This is a genomic window from Micromonospora sp. NPDC048169 (assembly GCF_040652815.1).
Lineage (GTDB): Bacteria > Actinomycetota > Actinomycetes > Mycobacteriales > Micromonosporaceae > Micromonospora.
In genome coordinates this window covers 49,763-69,108 of the sequence record NZ_JBEZMS010000009.1, presented here as the reverse complement: position 1 = coordinate 69,108, position 19,346 = coordinate 49,763, and the positions used below count along the sequence as shown (strand labels likewise).

Genomic DNA, 19,346 nt, shown 5'->3' with positions numbered 1-19,346 from the left:
CCCCGCAGGAGGTCATTCCATGTCCAGATCTAGGTCAGTCAATGCCATATTGGCGTCGGCAGGCGCCGCGCTGCTGGCGTCGGGGACCGTCGCCGTGGCCCTGCCCGCCGGGGCAGCCGCCGCCGGCTGCTCGGTCAACTACGCGATCTCGTCGCAGTGGCAGGGCGGCTTCGGCGCCAACGTCACCGTCACGAACCTCGGTGACCCGGTGTCGAGCTGGACGCTGACGTGGTCGTTCGGCGCCGGGCAGACGGTCACCCAGTCGTGGAACACGAGCCTGACCCAGAGCGGGTCCGCGGTCACCGCGCGCAACGTCGACTACAACGGGTCGATCCCGACCAACGGCAGCACGTCATTCGGCTTCAACGGCTCCTGGACCAGCAGCAACCCGGTGCCGAGCAGCTTCGCGCTCAACGGGGTGACCTGCACGGGCGGCACCACCACGCCGACCGGGGGCCCGACCGGCGCGCCCACCACCGCACCGCCCACCACGGCGCCGCCGACCACCGCACCGCCCACGACACCGCCGCCGGGCAACACCTGCAGTCTGCCGTCGTCGTACCGGTGGTCGTCCACAGGTGCGTTGGCGCAGCCCCGGTCGGGCTGGGTGTCGCTGAAGGACTTCACAGTGGTGCCCTACAACGGGCAGCACCTGGTCTACGCCACCACGCACGACACCGGGTCGTCGTGGGGGTCGATGAACTTCGGCCTGTTCTCGAACTGGTCGCAGATGGCCTCCGCGTCGCAGAACGCGATGTCGTCGGGCACCGTGGCGCCCACCCTGTTCTACTTCGCGCCGCGCAACATCTGGGTGCTGGCATACCAGTGGGGACCCACCGCGTTCTCCTACCGCACCTCGACCAACCCGACGAACCCGAACGGGTGGTCGTCGGCGCAGCCGCTGTTCACCGGCAGCATCTCCGGCTCCGGCACCGGCCCGATCGACCAGACGCTGATCGCCGACGACCAGAACATGTACCTGTTCTTCGCCGGTGACAACGGCAAGATCTACCGCTCCAGCATGCCGATCGGGAACTTCCCCGGCAGCTTCGGCTCGAACTACACCACGATCATGTCGGACTCGACGAACAACCTGTTCGAGGCCGTGCAGGTCTACAAGCTGCAAGGCCAGACCCGCTACCTGATGATCGTCGAGGCGATCGGCTCGCAGGGCCGCTACTTCCGCTCGTTCACCGCCACCAGCCTGAACGGATCGTGGACCCCGCAGGCGGCCACCGAGTCCAACCCGTTCGCCGGCAAGGCCAACAGCGGCGCCACCTGGACCAACGACATCAGCCACGGTGAGCTCATCCGCACCACCGCGGACCAGACCTTCACCGTCGACCCCTGCAACCTCCAACTGCTCTACCAGGGCCGCTCCCCCAACTCCGGCGGCGACTACGGCCTCCTGCCCTACCGCCCCGGACTGCTCACCCTCCAGCGCTGAGCCGGACCGTCCAGGAAGGAAGGTCGCATGAGAAGGCACAGAACGACCCGTACCGCGGTGTTGTCGGCCGGCGCGGTCCTGCTGGCGTCCACCGCGATGGCCGCGGCGCTGCCGGCCGGAGCGGCGGCCGCCGGATGCGCGGTCACCTACGCCGTGTCGTCGCAGTGGCAGGGCGGCTTCGGCGCGAACGTGACGGTCACCAACCTCGGTGACCCGGTCAACGGCTGGACGCTCACCTGGTCCTACGCCGCCGGCCAGACCGTCACCCAGGCGTGGAACGCCACCGTCACCCAGAGCGGAGCGGCGGTGACCGCCCGCAACGTCGACTACAACGGGTCCATCCCCACGAACGGCAGCACGTCGTTCGGGTTCAACGGGGCCTGGACCAGCAGCAACCCCGCGCCGACGAGCTTCGCGCTCAACGGGGTGACCTGCACCGGCGGCACGACGCCCACGTCGCCGTCCACCTCGCCGTCCACGTCACCGACGAGTTCGCCGACCACCTCGCCCAGCACCCCGCCGCCGACCGGGGCGGCGGACATCACCGTCAACACCGCCAGCCGCTACCAGACGATCGACGGGTTCGGCGCCGCCGTGTCGATCTGGGGCGGCGCCTGGTCGACGGCCGAGACGCAGACGCTCGTCGGGCTCGGCCCCAACCAGCTCGGCCTGTCCATCGTGCGTACCGGGATCTCGCCGGTGTCCGGCGAGTGGGGAACCCAGGTCAGCGCGCTGCGGACGGCGAAGTCGTACGGGTCGAACGTGAAGATCATGGCGTCGCCGTGGACCGCCCCGGCGGCCTGGAAGACGAACAACAGCCGGATCAACGGCGGCAAGCTGCGCACCGACTACTACGACGACTACGCAGGCCACCTCAACAGCTACGTGCAGTACATGCGCAACCAGGGCGTGACGATCGACGTCACGTCCGTGCAGAACGAGCCGGACTGGCACCCGAACTACGACTCGATGGACTGGAGCGGCACCGAGCTGCAGACCTTCGTGCGGGAGCAGGGCGCCAAGGTGCAGAACACGAAGCTGATGGTCGCCGAGGCGGTGAACCTCAACTACGGCTACACCGACCCGACGCTCAACGACGCGGCGGCCCGCAACAACATCGGCTACATCGGCGGGCACCTCTACGGCACCGAGGCGTCCGGCCGGCTGAAGCCGTACACGCTGGCGCAGCAGTACAACAAGCCGGTGTGGATGACCGAGTGGAACCTGCACGAGGCCGACGGCGGCGGCTCGAACATCTGGGGCAACCCGGCAAACGCCACGGTCTGGAACGAGACGCTCGACGACATCATGCGCACCGTGCACAAGTCGATGGAGTCGAACTGGAGCGCGTACGTCTGGTGGTACGGCAAGCGCTACTACTCGTTCATCGGTGACGGGGAGTCCGCGTACGGCACGGTGGCTGGTGCGCCGCTCAAGCGCGGGTACGCGTTCTCCCAGTACGCGAAGTACGTGCGGCCCGGCTACCAGCGGGTCGCCCTGACCAAGAGCTCCAAGGCGTCCCCGCTGGAGGTGACCGCCTACTCCGGCGACGGGAAGGTCACGCTGGTGATCCTCAACCGGTCCACCAGCGCGGTGAACAACGCGATCATCCAGGCGCCGCAGAACGTCAGCCGGGCGGAGTACGTGGCCACGTCGCAGAACGCGAGCGCGGCGAGCCAGCCGGTCGGCGTGAACGGCAACCAGGTGACCGTGAACGTCGGCGCGCGGAGCATCTCCACAGTCGTACTCACTCTCTGACCGGGGACACGGAACAAGGGCGGGGGCGGCCGGATCGGCCGCCCCCGCTCGTTTGTGACTACTAACTGGCGTACGTCTCGAACTCGCCGACTCTCGGCGTACCGCTGGAGCTGTTGATCTTGAAGTTGATCTTCTTCAGCGAGGTCGCGCCGAAGGTGATCTGGCCGGCCCCGCTGCCGGAGGCGAGCACCGCGCCGTTGTCGTTGTTGACGAGCTGCCACGACCCGATCGAACCCGAGGTGCCGGACGGCTCACGGATGACCACGCGGGACACGGTGGTGGCCGAGCCCCACTTGATCGAGATCGTGCCGGTCGACCCGGACGGCGACCAGTACGTGCTCAGGTTGCCGTCGCGCACGTTGCCGTAGCTGGTGCCGTCGGCCTTGCTGGAACCGTCCGCGCCGGCACCGGAGACGAGGCTCAGGTTGGTCCCGCCGGACGGGGGCGGCGTGGTCGTTCCCGGCGGCGGCGTGGTCGGCGCCGGGGTGGTCGGCCCCGGCGTGGTCGGGGCCGGGGACTGCGGCGTGCAGTTGCCGTCGGAGACGCGCAGGCCGGTGTTGGCGCCGGCGGTCTGCCGCACGATGTCCGGCACGCAGCTCGCCCCGTCGAGCCGGTACGAGTACGGGACGCTCACGGTGGTCGTGGACGTCACGTTCGGACCCGCCGGGTAGTTGTCACTGCCGGGCGAGGACCAGGTCACGTTGTCGAAGATGTTGCCGCTGACCTGCCAGGTGCCGCGCTCGCTGGTGTAGAACGTGCCGAGCACGTCCTTTGAGTTGCGGAAGTAGTTGTTGTCCACCTTGGCCCGCGCGCCGGCCCGGGAGTTGATGCCCGACTCGTGCAGCCCGTTGTAGTGGTTGTTGTACATGTGGGCGATGCCGCCGCGCAGCAACGGCGTACGGGAGTCGATGTTCTCGTACAGGTTGTGCTCGAACGTGATGTAGCCGTTGCCGCGGTCGCTCTCACTGGATCCGATCAGGCCACCCCGGCCGGAGTTGCGCAGGATGCTGTACGACAGCGTCACGTACTGGGTGTCGTCCTTCATGTCGAACAGGCCGTCGTAGCCCTCCGACTCGCCACCGGACGCCTCCAGCGTGACGTGGTCGACCCACACGTTGCGGACGGTGCTCTCCATGCCGATCGCGTCGCCGCCGTTGGAGGTCGGCGAGCCCGACTTCTTGACGTTGCGCACCGTGACGTTGCGGATGATGATGTTGCGCGAGTCGCGGATGTGGATGCCGAGCTGGTCGAAGACGGCACCGCTGCCCACCCCGATGAGGGTGACGTTGCTGATCTGCTTCAGCTCGATCACGCCGTCGGCGGTGTTGCAGCTCGATCCGGAGACCTTGCTGGTGTTGCCGTGGTTGATGGTCCCGGTCACCTCGATGGTGATCGGGGTGCTGCTGCTGGCCCGGTTGCACAGCGCCGCGTGGATCGCGGTGCCGGTGGTGGCGCGTACGGTCTGGCCGCCCGCGCCGCCGGTGGTGCCGCCGTTCTGGGTGGCGTAGCCGGTGGCGCTGCCCGCCGCCGCCGACGCCTGCGGGGACGGCATCACCACGGCGACGGCGATACCGACGACCGCCGTTGCCAGTGCCGCGTGGAGTCGCAGCGTGACTGTTCTTCTCATGTCGCCTCATTCCTTTTTCGAGCATGCGGGAATCGCCGCCGAGCAGCGGCAGTCACCGAATGGGAATAATGAGGAGCCGCGACGCGATCAGGCGCGCCGCCAGCGAATGTGGTTCATCTGCGATGCCCGGCCCGCACATGAAACATCGATGTAACGCAATCGTATGAAAGCGCTTTCCAGGAAGGCAAGAGCTGGCGTTTGCAGGTTTTTTGCACCGCTCGGCCGCGCCGCCTTCTTGACGGGACGCGCGATCGGTGGTTGCCTGCACCTCACCCTGGAGATCGACACTCGTCTACTTACTGCCCTCACGAGGAGCGCCATGCCCCATCCCCGCAGAACCCCGCTGGCCGCGGCCGCCGGCGCGCTCGCCGCCGTCCTGGCCGTCTCCCCGGCGCCCGCCGCACCCCCGGCGGAACCCACGGCCACCGGCAGCGCGTGGACCGCCGACCTCACCGTCGTCGACGCCGACGACGTCGGCGTCCGCTGGACCGACGCCGGATTGCGCCTCGCCGACACGGCGAGCCGGCCGGCAGCCCAGCGCCGGCCGACGGCCGGGGGCATGCTCGTCACCGCGCCCCACCCACTCGCCGCGCCGGCCAACCGGGTCCGGGCCGACGTCGAGGCGACCCCCGGCGGCGCCGTCGAGGTGGCGGCACGCGGCTGGCGATCGGGCGCGTGGACCGAGTGGCGGTCCCTCTCCGGCGCCGCCGTCTTCGACCAGCCCGTCACCCGGGTGCAGATCCGGGTGGCCCTCACCGCCGAGCGGCCGACCGCCGCGCCCACCGTGCGCGCGGTCCGGCTCGTCGCCGACTCGGTCGCCGCCGTCACGGCCGCCACCCCGGGCCTCACCTACCGGGTGTACGCCACGCGGGAGGGGCTGGTCGGCGGCACCACCGCCAACGGGCACGTGATCGTCTCGCGGGACCACTTCGTCGCGCTGCCGTCGGCCCGTGGCCTGGCGCCGAGGAACACCGGCGACTACACCGTCCGGGTCTGCACCACGACCCGCAGCCGCTGCGAGTACGCGCCGGTCTGGGACATGGGGCCGTGGAACACGAAGGACGACTACTGGAACCCGAGCAGTGTCCGCGAGTCGTGGAAGGACCTGCCGCAGGGCCGGCCCGAGGCGCAGGCGGCGTACCAGAGCGGCTACAACGGAGGCCGGGACCAGTTCGGGCGCGTGGTGGGCAGCCCGGCCGGCATCGACCTCGCCGACGGCACGTTCTGGGACGGACTGCTGCTCACCGACAACGCCTGGGTCGACGTCGCCTACCTCTGGACCGGCAGCGGCACCCGGGGCCGGATCGGCAGCGGCCCGCTCAACATCCGCTCCGGCCCGGCCACGAGCAACCCCGTCGTCGGGCTGGCCGCCACCTACGCCAACGTGCCGATCGAGTGCTCGGTCACCGGCCAGTCGGTGAGCGGGCCGTACCGGACGACCAGCCAGTGGAACCGACTCGCGTCAGGTCACTTCGTCAGCCACGCGTACGTCTCCAGCGTGACCGGCGCCATCCCGGCCTGCTGAGGCGGGGTCCGGGCTGGGAGTCGGTCCGCGACGGCGTCGCTCACGACGGGGCTGGCGGCTGCACCTGAACCGCTACGCCGCCTTGTTCACCGACGCCTGATGACCCGCTGTCACGCCCGGCGCCGCGCCGCCCCGGGTGCGCTGGATGAGCACGACGCAGGCGAGCACCGCACCCGCCACCACCAGCGCGCCGGGCGTGACCGCCTCACCCAGCAGCACTGCCGACCACACCAGCGTGAGCACCGGCTGGACGAGCTGGATCTGGCCGACCTTGGCAATCCCGCCCCGGGCCAGCCCGGCGTACCAGGCGAAGAAGCCGAGGAACATCGACACCACTGTGAGGTAGCCGAATCCGGTCCAGGCGGCGACGCCGCCCTGCGGGCGGTGCAGGAGCGCGGCAATCCCGGTGACCGGCACGGTGACCGGGAGCGACAGCAGCAACGCCCAGCAGATCGTCCGGGCACCGCCGAGTTCGCGGGCCAGCCTGCCGCCCTCGGCGTACCCGAGACCGCAGAGCACCACGGCGGCGAGCAGGAACGCGTCGGCCGGTGACAGCGCGCCGCGGATCGAGCCGCCGGCGGCGAGGAACGCGAGCACCAGCGCCAGGCCGGCCGCGCCTGCGAGCCAGAACAGCGGCGGCGGCCTCTCCCCGGCCCGCAGCACCGCGAACACCGCGGTCATGGCGGGCAGCACGGTGACGACCACCGCGCCGTGCGCGGAGGTCTGCGTGGTGAGCGCGAGCGACGTGAACAGCGGGAAGCCGACGACGACGCCGAGCGCGACGATCGACAGCCGTCGCCACTGGTCCCGGGTGGGGCGCGGCGCACCGGTCAGGCGCAGGTAGGCCCACGCCAGCAGCGCCGCGCCGACCGCGCGTCCGAACGCGACGAACCAGGGGTCGAGTGTGTGCACCGCGACGCGGGTGGCCGGCAGCGACATGCTGAAGGCCAGCACCCCCAGCGTGCCGAGGGCGACCCCGCCGCCCGGCCTGACCGTTACCGTCATCACGGCAGTAGCGCTACTCTGTTCCTTCATGAATGATGGTAGCGCTATCGACCACCTCGTCCGGCACCTGGGTGCGCTGGCGGCATCCGCCGCCCCGGGCACGCGGCTGCCGTCCGTGCGGGAGCTGACCGCGCGCCATCACGTCTCCCCCGTGACAGTCGCCGAGGCGACCCGGCGGCTCGTCGCGGACGGGTTGATCGAGACGCGGCCGGGGCGTGGCGCGTTCGTGGCCGCCCGGCGCACCGGGCCGCAGCGGGCGGACCTGTCGTGGCAGACGGTCGCGCTGGGCCCGAGGCGGGGCGGCGAGGAGGAGATGCAGGCGCTGCTGGCCCTACCTCCGGCGGGCGCGATCCCGCTGACCGGTGGCTACCTGGACCCGGATCTCCAGCCCGCCGCCGCACTCGGCGCGGCGCTCGCCCGTGCCGCCCGCCAGCCCGCCACGTGGCAGCGCGGCCCGGTGGAGGGGCGGGCGGACCTGCGAGCCTGGTTCGCCCGCGAATCAGGTGGCGGCCTGCGCGCCGAGGACATGGTGATCTGCCCGGGCGGGCAGGCCGCGCTCTCGTCGACCCTGCGGGCACTCACCACGCCCGGCGACACGCTTCTGGTCGAGTCCCCCACCTACCTCGGCGCGCTCGCCGCCGCCCGCGCGGCCGGGCTGCGGGTGGTGCCCGTACCCGCCGACTCCGACGGGGTACGGCCCGACCAGCTCGCCGCCGCGTTCGCCCGCACCGGCGCGCGGGTGTTCTACTGCCAGCCGCTGCACGCCAACCCGCACGGCGCGACGCTCGCACCGGCCCGCCGCGACCAGGTCGCCGAGGCGGTACGCGAGGCCGGCGCGTTCCTGATCGAGGACGACTACGCCCGCGACCTCACCGTCGACGGCGAGGCCCCGCCGCCGCTCGCCGCCGACGACCCGGACGGGCACGTCGTCTACCTGCGGTCGCTGACCAAGCCGGCCGCGCCCGGCCTGCGGATCGCCGCGCTCGGCGCGCGCGGGCCGGCCGGTGCGCGGCTGCGCGCCGCCCGCCTGCTCGACGACCTCTTCGTCGCCGGGCCGCTGCAACAGGCCGCGCTGGAGTTCCTCACCGCGCCGGCGTGGGACCGGCACCGCCGTACCCTGCGCCGGGAGTTGCGGGCCCGGCGGGAGGCGCTGCTCGCCGCGCTGGACCGGCACCTGCCGGCACTGGCGCCGCGCGACGTCCCCCGCGGTGGCCTGCACCTGTGGGTACGCCTGCCCGACGGCGTCGACGACGTCGCGGTGACGGCGGCGGCCGCCGCGGCCGGGGTCACCGTCTTCCCGGGGCGCCCCTGGTACGCGGCCGAACCCCCCGCCCCGCACCTGCGCCTCACCTACGCCGCCGCCCCACCCGAACAGATGGACGAAGCCGTCCGCCGCCTGTCCACAGCCCTCCCCCACTGACCCTCGCCCCCGCGATCTTGCACTTTCGGCCCCGGCAGAGGGAACAATCCCGACAAAAATAGGGCCGAAAGTGCAAGATCAACGCAGAGTCCGCCGGCCGGGGTCAGGACTGCGCGGATCTTGGTACGGGCCCGCCCTCATGGGGGCGCTTCCGTACCAAGATCTACAGAGGTCCGGAGTGGGTGCACATGACTCGACCCCCGCCGGGTGGCCGGCGGGGGTCGTGGTCGGGGTGGATCAGGCCTCGGTGAGCTGGCCACGCAGCTTGGTCAGCGCGCGGGCGAGCAGCCGGGACACGTGCATCTGGGAGACACCGACCCGGGCGGCGATCTCGCTCTGGGTCAGGTTGCCGTAGAAGCGCAGCGTGAGGATCTTCTGCTCGCGCTCGTCGAGGGTGGCGAGCGCCGGGCCCAGCGAGGCGCGCAGCTCGGCCAGCTCGTACTCGTTGTCCTCGGCGCCGAGGGTGTCGCCCAGCTCGGTGGCGCTGTCGCCGTCGCCGATCGGGGTGGACAGCGAGACCGCGTTGTACGCGCGGGCGCCCTCCAGGCCCTCGAGGACCTCTTCCTCGGTGACGTCGAGGTGGGCGGCGATGTCGGCGACGGTCGGGGCCCGGTTGAGCGTCTGGGTCAGCGTGCTGTTGGCCTCGGAGATGCGCAGCCGCAGCTCCTGGAGGCGGCGCGGGACCCGGATGTTCCAGGTGCGGTCGCGGAAGTGCCGCTTGATCTCGCCCAGGATCGTCGGGATGGCGAAGCCGGCGAAGTCGACACCGCGCGAGGCGTCGAACCGGTCGACCGCCTTGATCAGGCCGAGCGCCGCGGTCTGCGCCAGGTCGCCGGCGGGCTCGCCGCGACCGCTGTAACGGGCGGCGAGGTGGTTGGCCAGCGGCAGCCACGCCTCGATGACCTGGTTGCGCAGGGCGGCCCGCTGCGGGTGGTCGGCGGGCAGCGCGGCGAGCGCCGTGATCAGCTCGCTGGCACGGGACTCCTCACCGGTCTGCGGCGCGCGGTGCACCTCGGTCGCGGTCGATGCCATGGTCATCGTGGTCATGCTGCCCTTCCTGTCCTCGGAGAACGGGTGGCCTCCCACACCGGTCGTGCCAGCCACACTAGACCAAAGGCCACGGCCAAATCAACCGAACGGACGATGGAGATTTCGTGTCAATACGGACATAGGGTCGATCAGGGTGCGTCAGCGGGGCATCAGCGGCCGGTAGTCGGCGGCGGTGAGCGGCAGCACGGAGAGGCTTCCGTCCGCGCGCGGCACCTCCAGCGGCTGCCCGTCCCGGCGGAACACGACGCTGTACACGTCGGGCCGTTGAGTGAGGCTGCACACGATCTGCCCGAAGGCGAGCACCTCGTCGTTGCGGCCGGTCTCCTCCCCCGCCTGGCGCACGTCAACGGTGGCCAGCGTGCCGGCGAGCGTCGCCCCGGCCACCGCCACGGTGCCCGGAAGCGCCGTGCTCAGCCCTTGCCGGCGCTCGCCGCCGTCCGGCCCGGCCAGCAGGTGCTGAAGGTGCGCGTCCACCCCCGGCAGCCCGTCGACCCGGCGCTTGACCACGACCAGGCCGTCGTCCCGGACGAAGCAGAACGGCTCGTCCACCCGCCCGTCCGCGTCGACGGTCGAGGAAACGGCCGGGGTCGGGAACGCACCGGGCGGCGTCTGCACCAGCCGGGGCTCGTCGTCCACCGGCACCCCGCAGCCGGCCAGCAGCACGGCCACGAGCAGGCCGGGCAGGAGCCGCCGCCGGCTCATCGCAGCGCTCCGGGCAGCTCCACGCGGAAGCGCGCGCCGGGCTCGCGGTCCAGCACGGCGGCCGTTCCCCCGTGCGCGGCGGCGTGCTGCGCCACCAGGGCGAGCCCGAGGCCGGTGCCGTCGGTGCCGGCCCGGTCGTGCGCCGCCCGGCCCCTGACGAACCGGTCGAAGATGATCTCGCGGTCGGCGGGTGGCACACCCGGACCGGCGTCGTCGACCTCCAGCACGCCCACGCCGTCGCGCCCGCCCAGGCGTACGGCGACCGGCCCGCCGCCGTACCGCTCGGCGTTCTCGACGAGGTTCAGCAGTGTCTGGGCGAACCGGCGCCGGTCGACCCACCACAGGTGCGGGGCGTCGCCGTCGACAGTCACCAGGCTCTCCGGCAGCGACCGCTCCCGGCAGCAGGCCCGGGCCAGCTCCACCACGTCGACCGTCTCGCGGTGGGCCGGCTGCTCGGTGCGGGCCAGCTGGATCAGGTCGTCGACCAGGCGCTGGAACCGGGTCACCTCGTCGGCCACCAGGCCCGCCGCGGTCGCGGTGCGTTCGTCCTGGTGCTCCCGGCGGCGGTTGAGCACGCTCGCGGCGGCGGACAGGGTCTGCAACGGCGAGCGCAGCTCGTGGCTCACGTCGGCGGCGAAGCGCCGGTCTCGCTCGATGCGGTGCACCAGCTTGTCGACCATCTCGTTGAACGAGCTGGACAGGCGGGTGAGGTCGGGATCGGTGGTCGGGTCGAGCCGGGTGGCGAAATCGCCGCCCGCGATCCGCTCCGCCGCGTCGGCCACCGCGGTGAGCGGCCGCAGGCTGTGCCGGGTGGCGTACCAGCCGAGCGCCGCGCCCGCCCCGGCGACCATGATCGCCACGGCGATCAGCGCCAGCCCCACCACCTGGAAGGTCTCCTCGACCTCCCGCAGCGAGGTCAGCTCGTAGTAGCCGAGCGCGCCGGGCAGCGGTACGCCGACCAGCAGCGCGGGCTGACCGTCGAGCCGGATCCGCTGCACCGCGGGCTTGCCGTCGGCCACCATGCGCTGCAACTCCGGCGGCACCGAGCTGGCGCCCACGTCGGCGGTCCGGGCGTACCAGCCGTCGGGCAGGTGCAGCAGCGGCCGGCGGGCGCTGCCGGTGTCGAGCGAGCGCAGCACCGCCACCACGTCCGGGGTGCCGGTGTCCAGGCCGGAGCGGACCACGGCGGCGTCGTAGTAGGCGGCCCGCACCGCCGCGCGCTCCCGCTCGTCGAGCAGCGAGCGCCGGGTCAGGTCGTACGAGAAGAGGGCCATCAGCGCCGACAGCAGCAACGCGCCGACGGCGAACGCCGCGGTGACCCGGGCGCGGAGTCCGGGACGGGTCATCGCTGCAGCTTGTAGCCGAGACCGCGCAGGGTGACCAGGTGGCGCGGATTGGCCGGGTCGGGTTCGATCTTCTGCCGCAGCCGGCCCACGTGCACGTCGACCAGCCGCTCGTCGCCGGTCTCGTAGCCCCAGACCCGGCTGAGCAACTGCTGGCGCGACAGCACCCGCCCGGCGTGCTCGGCCAGCTCGCAGAGCAGCCGGAACTCGGTCCGGGTGACCGGCACCGGCTGGCCCGAGCGCCGCACCTCGCCGGCCTCCGCGCTGATCTCCAGGTCGCCGAAGAACTGGGCGGGGACGGGTCCGGACACCGTGCGTACGCGCCGCCGCAGCGCCCGCAGCCGGGCCGACAGCTCCTTGATCGCGACCGGCTTCACCACGTAGTCGTCGGCGCCGGCCTCCAGCGCGGCGACGATGTCGTGGGTGTCGTCGCGGGCGCTGATCACCACGACCGGCACGTCGTCGTCGCGGCGCAGTTGCCGGATGCAGTCGAAGCCGTTCATGCCGGGCAGCATCAGGTCGACGAGCACGTAGTCCGCCGGCTTCTCCCGCTGCCGGCGCAGGCCGTCCTCGGCGGTCGGCTCGCCGTACGCCTCGTAGCCCTCCTCCTCCAGGGCGAGCTGCAGCGCGAGCCGGATGCGGTCGTCGTCCTCGATCACCAGTACGGCCGTCATATGGGCATCATGACCGGCCCCGCACGGGTCGCCCAATCGCGTAGGCCGTTCGTGGTTTTTGTCATCGAACCGTCATACAACCGTCCGGGGACCTCCAAGATCCGCGCGCAGAGTGAGGTCTGCCCCGATCCGACCACGGAAGCGACGCGATGCCCGCCACCCTGCCGTCCCCGCCGGAGTCCGCCGTGCCGCACGTGCGCGTGGACATCACCGACGAGCTGGACCTCGCCGGGCTGCCCGAGGTCGCCCACGTGCTGGACCGCATCCTCGCGCTGCGGCCCCGCGAGCTGACGATCGACCTCGCCGGATGCCGGCATGTGGACCCGGCCGCCGTCGCGCTGCTGCTGGACGTGCACCGCCGGCTGGCGCGGCAGGACGGCCGGCTCACGCTGAGCAATCCACACCCGCGGATCCGGCGCATCCTGGAGACCTCCGGGCTCGGTGCGGTACCCGTCGTCGACACGCCCCGTCCGGCCGCGCGCGGCCGGGCCCGGGTCGCGTCCGCAGCACGCTGAGGAGGATAGGTGACCGGCAGCACGCTCGTCGGAGCGCTCGTGGTGGGCCTGGCCGTCGGCGGGTTGGGACGCCTCGTCCTGCCCGGGCGCAAGGCCGTCCCGGTCTGGCTGACGCTCGCGCTCGGCGTGGCGGCCGCACTGCTCGGCGCGATCGTGGTCGGGCTGGTTGATCACCGCACCGGCGGCTCGACGCTGCTGCCGCTGATGGTCGAGATCGGCTTCGCCGCCGTGGCGGTCGTGCTCGCGGTGGTGGCCGCCGGCCGGTCGGAGGCCGAGGGGCAGACGCCGCCCGCGCCGGGTGGCCGGCGAAAGGAGGAGGTGTGACTGTCGTACCCGCGGACCACCTGATGATGCTCATCTGCGACGGCTGCGGCGACAGCGTCACCGGCACGGGCGCCACACTGCCCGACGCCGAGGTGGTGTGGACGCTGGTGTTCGAGCACGACTGGGTCGGCTCCCCGTTCGCGTCCGGACCGCACCACTGCCCCCGGTGCAGCACCCGGGCGGCCATCGCCGACGACGGCCTGGGCCTGGACGAGCTGGAACAGGTCGCCGGCACACCGGCCGCCCACGACGTCGACCCGGCCGCGACGGTACGCCGTGCCCTCGCCGAGCGCTCCGTCCGCGGCGACCTGGAGCTGGTCGACCTGTCCGGGCTGGAGGTGATCGACTCCGCCGGGCTCAGCCTGCTGGTGCGCGCGCACCAGGACGCCCGGCGCGACGGCCGGCGGCTGGGCCTGCTGTCGCCGTCGCGGTTCGTGCTCACCGTGCTGCACACCATGCGGCTCGACGGCGTCTTCACAGTCGTCGACGGCCGCGTCCCGGCACCGGGGCCCGCGTCCCGCCGGCCGGTCCTGACCGAACAGAAGGAGCCCTCCCCGTGGTGATGCCCTGGCCGTACCCCGAGTTCCCGTTCACCGGCGGCGGGCCGGATCCCGACGACGCGGACACCCGGCTCGCGTCGCTCGTCGCGCAGCGGCTCAGCGCCGACTGGACCACCCGGCGGCAGCAGATCACCGTGACCGTGCAGAACCGGGTGGTCATCCTCGCCGGCCTGGTGGCCGACCCGGCGACGCGTCTGGTCGCCGCCGAGCTGGCCTGGGACGTGCCGGGCGTGTTCGACGTCTGCAACGCGCTGCGGCTCTACGGCGGGCGGCGCGGCGGCCGCTGAGCCGCGGTGGTTGCACGCATCGGCGTCCACCTCTACGCTCTGCCGTGGGAGCGCTCCCCCAGGCCGCCACGTCGAGCTTTCCGGGCAGGTTCACGACGGGCACCGTCCGATCACCATCCAGACGATGGGACCTTCCCGTATGTTCTCGATTCCCCGCCCGTCCCGGCGGCACCTGCTCGTCGGCGGCGCGGTAGGCGCGCTCGCCCTGGCGGCGACCGCCGTGCTGCCGTCGACGAACGCGATGGCGGCGACCGGCTGCGCCGTCACCTACACCACCAACTCGTGGCCCGGCGGCTTCACCGCCGGCGTCACGGTGCGCAACCTCGGCGACCCGGTGAGCAACTGGACGCTGGGCTTCACCTTCCCCGACGGCGGCCAGCGGGTCGTGCAGGGCTGGTCGGCCACCTGGCAGCAGAGCGGCCCGGCGGTCACCGCGCGCAGCCTGGACTACAACGGCGCGCTCGGCACCGGCGCGAGCACCACAGTCGGCTTCAACGGCTCGTGGACCGGGTCGAACCCGAGCCCCACGTCGTTCACGCTCAACGGCACGGCCTGCACCGGCGGCACGAGCACGCCGCCACCGGCGACCACTCCCCCGCCCACGACCCCGCCGCCCACGACGCCACCCCCGCCGACCGGCACCACGCCGGTCGCGATCAACGGCCAGTTGCGGGTCTGCGGCGTCAACCTCTGCAACCAGTACGGACGGCCGATCCAGCTGCGCGGCATGAGCACCCACGGCCTCCAGTGGTTCGCCAACTGCTACACCGACGCCTCGCTCGACGTGCTGGCGAACGACTGGCGTGCCGACCTGCTGCGCATCTCGATGTACGTGCAGGAGCAGGGCTACGAGACCAACCCGGCCGGCTTCACCAACCAGGTGAACTCGCTCGTGGACAAGGCCGAGGCCCGGGGCATGTACGCGCTTATCGACTTCCACACGCTGACGCCCGGCGACCCGACGTACAACCTGGACCGGGCCAAGACGTTCTTCGCCAACGTGTCGGCGCGCAACGCCGCGAAGAAGAACGTGATCTACGAGATCACCAACGAACCGAACGGGGTCAGCTGGTCGACCATCCGCAACTACGCCGAGCAGGTCATCCCGGTGATCCGGGCGAACGACCCGGACGCGGTGGTCATCGTCGGCACGCGCGGCTGGTCCTCGCTCGGCGTCTCCGACGGCGCCAACTCCGACGAGATCGTCGACAACCCGGTGCGGGCGCAGAACATCATGTACACGTTCCACTTCTACGCCGCGTCGCACAAGGACAACTACCGCAACGAGGTGCAGCGGGCGGCGAGCCGGCTCCCGCTGTTCGTCACCGAGTTCGGCACCGTCACTTACACCGGTGACGGCGCCGTCGACACCGCCAGCAGCAACGCCTGGCTCGACCTGCTCGACCGGTTGAAGATCAGCTACGCCAACTGGACGTTCTCGGACGCCCCCGAGGGCTCGGCGGCGCTGCGGCCGGGCACCTGCGCGTCCGGCTCGTTCGGCGGGACGTCGGTGCTCACCGAGTCCGGCGCGTACATGCGCGACCGGATCCGTACCCCGGACAACTTCCCCACCTCCTGACCGGGCGGCCGGCGGCGGTCCTTCCCCTTCGGGTCGCCGCCGGTCAGCCCTCCACCAGCCCGGCCCGGCGCCACAGCACCCGGCCCGGCCCGGCGACGAGTCCCAGCTCGGTCAGGTGGTCGGCGATTCGCTGCGCGGACCAGCGCAGCGTGGCCCGCCAGTGCGGGTTGGCCCGCGCCGCGGCCCGGCCGGCCGCCGGGTCGATCCCGACCGCCGCGTACGCCCGCGGGTGCACCAGCCGCCGCGTGATCGAGTACGCGGCCCGGCCGATCACCAGACGCGCGTATGCGAGCGCCACCGGCCCGGCGGCCTCGACCTGCCGGGTCAGCTCGTCACGGGCGAATCGCACGTGCCGCGCCTCCTCCACCACGTGGATGCGTGACACCATGCGGATCAGCGGCTGCAACGACTCGTCGGCCATGATCTCGCGCTGGAACGAGTCGAGGATCTCCTCGGCGATCAGGATGGCCGCGTACATCTGCGGGCCCGCGGCTGTGGACTTGAGCCAGCGTCCGAGCAGGTGGTCGAACGGCTCGGCGCGGTAGACCGGGGCGCCGGTCGCCTCGATGAGCCGGCCGAACATGATGGAGTGCCGGCACTCGTCGGCGACCTCGGTGAGCGCGTACTGGGCGTGCCGGCTGGTCGGGTCGGCGTCGTAGTACTGCCGGATCAGCATCTGCATGAGGATCGTCTCGAACCAGATCCCGGCGCTGGCCGCGCTGGCGACCTCGTGCTTGGTCAGCTCGACCCGCTGGCCCTCGGTGAGGCCGTCCCACAGCGCGGTGCCGTAGAGGCTGCTGCGCGACGGCGGCAGCCAGTACGCGCCGGGCACCGGCGGCGCCGACCAGTCGATGTCCACCACGGGGTCGTAGCTGGTGCGCACCGAGGCGGAGAGCAGTCGATCGGCGACCGCCTCGCGGGGGAATCCGGCCGTCGTCCGCTCCATGACCCCTCCATATTGACGTAACTTCGAGTAACTGTTACGAGTGGTAGCATGCGACGCACCACCACCGATGTCAATGGCCCCGACGCCGCCGGGGAGCCGGCCGCGCCCCGCCCCGGCGGGCGGCGCGACCGCTGGGCCGACCACCGCGAACAGCGGCGGCAGGAACTGATCGCGGCCGCCGTGCAGGCGCTGCTGCGGCACGGCCCGACCGTCGACATGGACCAGGTCGCCGCCACCGCCGGGGTCAGCAAACCGGTGCTCTACCGCTACTTCGCCGACAAGGCCCAGCTCTGGCTCGCGGTCAGCGAGGTGGTCGCGGAACGCGTGGTGGCCGCCATCGCGCCCGCCGTGGAGCAGGTACGCGAGGAGCGGGCGCTGGTCGAGGCGACAATCGACGCGTACCTGAGCGTGGTGGAGTTCGAGCCCTCGCTCTACCGGTTCCTCGTGCACGAGTCCGGGCACCCCGGCATCCAGCAGGTGGTCACCGGCACCAGCCGGCAGGTCGCGACCGGGCTGGCCCGGGTCATCGGCGACCGGCTGCGCGCGCTCGGCCTCGACGCCGGCCCGGCCGAGCCGTGGGCGTACGGGCTGGTCGGGTTCGTCCAGGCGGTCGGCGACTGGTGGACCACGCACGGGCAGCCGATCCACCGGGCCGCGCTCACCGAATACCTGACCACGCTGCTGTGGAGCGGCATCGAGGGGGTCCGGCGCGGCGCGGACCTGCCGCCGGAGCTGACCCGCGCGCACGAACGGATCGACAGATGACGTGGGAGGGCACGGCCGAGATCGCCGGCACCACGGTACGGCTGCACGCCGGTGGACGGTTCGAGCCGGTCGACGGTCGCTACCACTGGGCCGGGCGGGTGGAGCCGGAGCCGCGCCTGGTCCGGCTGCTGCGCTCCGGCCGCCGCGACGTGGAGGTCCGGATCGGCGAACGGGCCACCCGGGCCCGGCTGACCGAGGTGGACCCGTGGGGCGGCGTCCGCATCACCGGCGTCGGCACGCCGCCCTGGCCGCCGGACGACGAGTGATCCGCGCCGTACCGTGAAGGGATGACGCCTCCCGCCACAGTGCTGCTGGTCTTCGGCCGTGGAGTGGTGGCCGGCGACGGCGGCTACCGGCTCACCGCGGAGAGCGTCGCGCGCACCGAGGCCGCGGTGGCCTACGTCCGGGCACACGCCGAGGCGTTCCGGCGCGCGCCGGACGCGCGGGTGGTGTTCACCGGCGGCTGGCCGCACGGCCCGGCCGGCACGCCGGCCCCGCCGCCCGGCTTCCGCGAGGCCGAGCTGATGCGGGCGCTGGCGCGCGAGGCCGGGCTCGACGCGTACGCCCGGTCGGCCGCCGAGACCCGCTCCCGCACCACTGTGCAGAACCTGGCGCACACCGTCCAGGACGGCTTGCTGGGCGGGGCGGAGTTCACCGGGCGGCGCCCGCTCGGGCTGGTCTCCCACCCGTGGCACCTGCCGCGCGTCCGGCTGCTCGCCGCGCGCGTGCTCGGCCTGTCCGGCCCGGCGCTGACCGACGTGCCGGTGACCGCGCCCGATCCGGTGCCCGTGCGGCGGGAGCGGGCCGCCCGGGCGTTCAGCCGGATCGGCTTCCTGGGTGTGCGTACCCCGGAGGCGTCGCTGCGCCGCGAGCGGGCGCTGACCCGCGCCGCCGGCCGGATCGGACGCCTCACACCCCGACGGTGATTCACGCGAGCACGCCGGGGGTACGACCGTCCTCGATCGACCCGGCGGGCCGTGCCGGCGGGCGAGACCACCCCCGGGAGGCCCCGTGATCGTGCTCGTGCCGGTGTACCGACCGGGCGACCGGCTGCCACCGCTGGTCGGCGACCTGAAGGACGCGCTGCCCGGCGCGGACGTGCTCGTCGTCGACGACGGCAGCGGCCCGGCCGCCGACGCCGTGTTGCGCGCGGCCCGCGCCCGGGGCGCGACGGTGCTGCGCCGCCGGGTCAACCGGGGCAAGGGCGTGGTGCTGCGCACCGGCTTCCGGTACGCCGCGACGCGTCACCCGGGACGGGACGTGGTGTGTGTGGACGCCGACGGCCAGCACAGCGTGCCCGACGTGTGCCGGGTGGCGGAGCGGATGCGCGTCACCGGAGCGCCGACGCTTGGCGTACGCGAATTCGAGGGTGAGGTCCCGGCGCGCAGCCGGTTCGGCAACGCGGCGACGCGGGTGGCGTTCCGGCTGGCGACCGGCCGGGACGTGCGCGACACCCAGACCGGCCTGCGTGCCTACCCGGCGGCCCTGCTCGGCTGGCTCGGCACGCTCCCCGGCGACCGGTTCGAGTACGAGATGACGGTGCTGCTGCGGCTGGCGCGCGCCGGACTGCCGGTCGAGCAGGTGGAGATCGCCACCCATTACCACGGCGACAACTCGGGTTCGCACTTCTCCGCGCTCGCCGACTCGGTACGGATCTACCGGCCGCTGGTCGCCTCCGCCCTCGCCCGGCTGACCGGGCGCTCCGCTGTGGACGGTGTCCCGGCCGCCGTCACGACGTCGTCGCGCACGTCCGCGGCCCGGACCCGCTGAGCGGGCCGGCGCCCGGGTTCGCCGGGACGGCGGGCATCACTCGGGATGC

Annotated in this window: 20 protein-coding genes; 13 read left to right on the top strand and 7 right to left on the bottom strand. The window is 72.7% G+C overall.

The features are described 5' to 3' along the window. Positions 1-19: 19 nt before the first annotated feature. Positions 20-1,447 carry a non-reducing end alpha-L-arabinofuranosidase family hydrolase gene (locus AB0D28_RS10760; RefSeq protein WP_357384419.1) on the top strand — a complete coding sequence of 476 codons (1,428 nt, stop codon included), beginning with the start codon at positions 20-22 and terminating at the stop codon, positions 1,445-1,447. A gap of 27 nt (positions 1,448-1,474) precedes the next feature. Then, positions 1,475-3,205 (top strand): cellulose binding domain-containing protein, encoded by a 1,731-nt coding sequence (locus AB0D28_RS10755; protein ID WP_357384417.1) that lies wholly within the window; start codon positions 1,475-1,477, stop codon positions 3,203-3,205. Between the two features lie 61 nt (positions 3,206-3,266). Here AB0D28_RS10755 and AB0D28_RS10750 read toward each other — a convergent pair whose 3' ends face one another. After that, on the bottom strand, positions 3,267-4,832 hold the full coding sequence (locus AB0D28_RS10750) for a pectate lyase (protein WP_357384415.1): 1,566 nt from the start codon (positions 4,830-4,832) through the stop codon (positions 3,267-3,269). 319 nt (positions 4,833-5,151) lie between these two features. Between AB0D28_RS10750 and AB0D28_RS10745 the strand changes: the two genes are divergently transcribed. Then, entirely contained in the window at positions 5,152-6,357 is a 1,206-nt protein-coding gene (locus AB0D28_RS10745) for a hypothetical protein (protein ID WP_357384413.1), read from the top strand. A gap of 72 nt (positions 6,358-6,429) precedes the next feature. Here the strand turns inward: AB0D28_RS10745 and AB0D28_RS10740 are convergent, their stop codons facing one another. Continuing rightward, positions 6,430-7,362: a DMT family transporter gene (locus tag AB0D28_RS10740; protein ID WP_357384411.1), complete on the bottom strand. Its 933-nt coding sequence runs from the start codon at positions 7,360-7,362 to the stop codon at positions 6,430-6,432. 28 nt (positions 7,363-7,390) lie between these two features. On the opposite strand from AB0D28_RS10740, the gene AB0D28_RS10735 reads away from it, so the two are divergent. Beyond that, positions 7,391-8,782 (top strand): PLP-dependent aminotransferase family protein, encoded by a 1,392-nt coding sequence (locus AB0D28_RS10735; RefSeq protein ID WP_357384409.1) that lies wholly within the window; start codon positions 7,391-7,393, stop codon positions 8,780-8,782. Between the two features lie 237 nt (positions 8,783-9,019). Here the strand turns inward: AB0D28_RS10735 and AB0D28_RS10730 are convergent, their stop codons facing one another. The 4 genes from AB0D28_RS10730 to AB0D28_RS10715 form a co-directional block, all read right to left on the bottom strand. Further along, positions 9,020-9,829 carry a SigB/SigF/SigG family RNA polymerase sigma factor gene (locus tag AB0D28_RS10730; RefSeq protein ID WP_357384407.1) on the bottom strand — a complete coding sequence of 270 codons (810 nt, stop codon included), beginning with the start codon at positions 9,827-9,829 and terminating at the stop codon, positions 9,020-9,022. A gap of 141 nt (positions 9,830-9,970) precedes the next feature. Beyond that, positions 9,971-10,534 (bottom strand): GerMN domain-containing protein, encoded by a 564-nt coding sequence (locus AB0D28_RS10725; RefSeq protein WP_357384405.1) that lies wholly within the window; start codon positions 10,532-10,534, stop codon positions 9,971-9,973. Next, entirely contained in the window at positions 10,531-11,880 is a 1,350-nt protein-coding gene (locus AB0D28_RS10720; protein WP_357384403.1) for a HAMP domain-containing sensor histidine kinase, read from the bottom strand. The genes AB0D28_RS10725 and AB0D28_RS10720 overlap by 4 nt, the downstream gene beginning before the upstream one ends. Beyond that, positions 11,877-12,551, bottom strand: coding sequence for a response regulator transcription factor (locus AB0D28_RS10715; RefSeq protein WP_357384401.1), 675 nt, complete (start codon positions 12,549-12,551; stop codon positions 11,877-11,879). Before AB0D28_RS10715 ends, AB0D28_RS10720 begins: the two co-directional genes overlap by 4 nt. A 149-nt stretch (positions 12,552-12,700) precedes the next feature. Between AB0D28_RS10715 and AB0D28_RS10710 the strand changes: the two genes are divergently transcribed. The 5 genes from AB0D28_RS10710 (at position 12,701) to AB0D28_RS10690 (ending at position 15,816) form a co-directional block, all read left to right on the top strand. Next, entirely contained in the window at positions 12,701-13,066 is a 366-nt protein-coding gene (locus tag AB0D28_RS10710) for an STAS domain-containing protein (protein ID WP_357384399.1), read from the top strand. A 9-nt stretch (positions 13,067-13,075) separates the two neighbouring features. After that, the gene (locus AB0D28_RS10705; protein WP_357384397.1) at positions 13,076-13,390 is read left to right on the top strand and encodes a hypothetical protein; all 315 of its coding nucleotides are present in this window, start codon (positions 13,076-13,078) and stop codon (positions 13,388-13,390) included. Further along, positions 13,387-13,953: an STAS domain-containing protein gene (locus AB0D28_RS10700; protein ID WP_357384395.1), complete on the top strand. Its 567-nt coding sequence runs from the start codon at positions 13,387-13,389 to the stop codon at positions 13,951-13,953. Before AB0D28_RS10705 ends, AB0D28_RS10700 begins: the two co-directional genes overlap by 4 nt. Continuing rightward, the gene (locus AB0D28_RS10695; protein WP_357384654.1) at positions 13,953-14,237 is read left to right on the top strand and encodes a BON domain-containing protein; all 285 of its coding nucleotides are present in this window, start codon (positions 13,953-13,955) and stop codon (positions 14,235-14,237) included. The genes AB0D28_RS10700 and AB0D28_RS10695 overlap by 1 nt, the downstream gene beginning before the upstream one ends. A 139-nt stretch (positions 14,238-14,376) precedes the next feature. Beyond that, positions 14,377-15,816, top strand: coding sequence for a cellulase family glycosylhydrolase (locus AB0D28_RS10690; protein WP_357384652.1), 1,440 nt, complete (start codon positions 14,377-14,379; stop codon positions 15,814-15,816). Between the two features lie 43 nt (positions 15,817-15,859). Here the strand turns inward: AB0D28_RS10690 and AB0D28_RS10685 are convergent, their stop codons facing one another. After that, on the bottom strand, positions 15,860-16,762 hold the full coding sequence (locus AB0D28_RS10685) for a diiron oxygenase (RefSeq protein ID WP_357384393.1): 903 nt from the start codon (positions 16,760-16,762) through the stop codon (positions 15,860-15,862). A gap of 48 nt (positions 16,763-16,810) precedes the next feature. Here AB0D28_RS10685 and AB0D28_RS10680 point away from each other — a divergent pair, with 48 nt between their 5' ends. The 4 genes from AB0D28_RS10680 to AB0D28_RS10665 all read left to right on the top strand — a co-directional run bounded on the left by AB0D28_RS10680 (position 16,811) and on the right by AB0D28_RS10665 (position 19,297). Beyond that, positions 16,811-17,527, top strand: coding sequence for a TetR family transcriptional regulator (locus AB0D28_RS10680; protein WP_357384391.1), 717 nt, complete (start codon positions 16,811-16,813; stop codon positions 17,525-17,527). Further along, positions 17,524-17,793: a DUF4873 domain-containing protein gene (locus AB0D28_RS10675; RefSeq protein WP_357384389.1), complete on the top strand. Its 270-nt coding sequence runs from the start codon at positions 17,524-17,526 to the stop codon at positions 17,791-17,793. The genes AB0D28_RS10680 and AB0D28_RS10675 overlap by 4 nt, the downstream gene beginning before the upstream one ends. 21 nt (positions 17,794-17,814) lie before the next feature. Continuing rightward, positions 17,815-18,453, top strand: a complete 639-nt coding sequence (locus AB0D28_RS10670; protein WP_357384387.1) for a YdcF family protein — start codon at positions 17,815-17,817, stop codon at positions 18,451-18,453. Positions 18,454-18,538: 85 nt separating this feature from the next. Then, positions 18,539-19,297 carry a glycosyltransferase family 2 protein gene (locus tag AB0D28_RS10665; protein ID WP_357384385.1) on the top strand — a complete coding sequence of 253 codons (759 nt, stop codon included), beginning with the start codon at positions 18,539-18,541 and terminating at the stop codon, positions 19,295-19,297. Positions 19,298-19,346 lie beyond the last annotated feature (49 nt).

What these genes read in the sequence shown, in the direction of transcription:
- AB0D28_RS10735 (WP_357384409.1), top strand. Translation starts at nt 7,391, where the DNA reads ATGAATGATGGTAGCGCTATCGACCACCTCGTCCGGCACCTGGGTGCG.
- AB0D28_RS10745 (WP_357384413.1), top strand. Translation starts at nt 5,152, where the DNA reads ATGCCCCATCCCCGCAGAACCCCGCTGGCCGCGGCCGCCGGCGCGCTC.
- AB0D28_RS10750 (WP_357384415.1), bottom strand. Translation starts at nt 4,832, where the DNA reads ATGAGAAGAACAGTCACGCTGCGACTCCACGCGGCACTGGCAACGGCG.
- AB0D28_RS10710 (WP_357384399.1), top strand. Translation starts at nt 12,701, where the DNA reads ATGCCCGCCACCCTGCCGTCCCCGCCGGAGTCCGCCGTGCCGCACGTG.
- AB0D28_RS10725 (WP_357384405.1), bottom strand. Translation starts at nt 10,534, where the DNA reads ATGAGCCGGCGGCGGCTCCTGCCCGGCCTGCTCGTGGCCGTGCTGCTG.
- AB0D28_RS10690 (WP_357384652.1), top strand. Translation starts at nt 14,377, where the DNA reads ATGTTCTCGATTCCCCGCCCGTCCCGGCGGCACCTGCTCGTCGGCGGC.
- AB0D28_RS10730 (WP_357384407.1), bottom strand. Translation starts at nt 9,829, where the DNA reads ATGACCACGATGACCATGGCATCGACCGCGACCGAGGTGCACCGCGCG.
- AB0D28_RS10670 (WP_357384387.1), top strand. Translation starts at nt 17,815, where the DNA reads ATGACGCCTCCCGCCACAGTGCTGCTGGTCTTCGGCCGTGGAGTGGTG.
- AB0D28_RS10695 (WP_357384654.1), top strand. Translation starts at nt 13,953, where the DNA reads ATGCCCTGGCCGTACCCCGAGTTCCCGTTCACCGGCGGCGGGCCGGAT.
- AB0D28_RS10715 (WP_357384401.1), bottom strand. Translation starts at nt 12,551, where the DNA reads ATGACGGCCGTACTGGTGATCGAGGACGACGACCGCATCCGGCTCGCG.
- AB0D28_RS10680 (WP_357384391.1), top strand. Translation starts at nt 16,811, where the DNA reads ATGCGACGCACCACCACCGATGTCAATGGCCCCGACGCCGCCGGGGAG.
- AB0D28_RS10720 (WP_357384403.1), bottom strand. Translation starts at nt 11,880, where the DNA reads ATGACCCGTCCCGGACTCCGCGCCCGGGTCACCGCGGCGTTCGCCGTC.
- AB0D28_RS10740 (WP_357384411.1), bottom strand. Translation starts at nt 7,362, where the DNA reads ATGACGGTAACGGTCAGGCCGGGCGGCGGGGTCGCCCTCGGCACGCTG.
- AB0D28_RS10675 (WP_357384389.1), top strand. Translation starts at nt 17,524, where the DNA reads ATGACGTGGGAGGGCACGGCCGAGATCGCCGGCACCACGGTACGGCTG.
- AB0D28_RS10685 (WP_357384393.1), bottom strand. Translation starts at nt 16,762, where the DNA reads ATGGAGCGGACGACGGCCGGATTCCCCCGCGAGGCGGTCGCCGATCGA.
- AB0D28_RS10760 (WP_357384419.1), top strand. Translation starts at nt 20, where the DNA reads ATGTCCAGATCTAGGTCAGTCAATGCCATATTGGCGTCGGCAGGCGCC.
- AB0D28_RS10755 (WP_357384417.1), top strand. Translation starts at nt 1,475, where the DNA reads ATGAGAAGGCACAGAACGACCCGTACCGCGGTGTTGTCGGCCGGCGCG.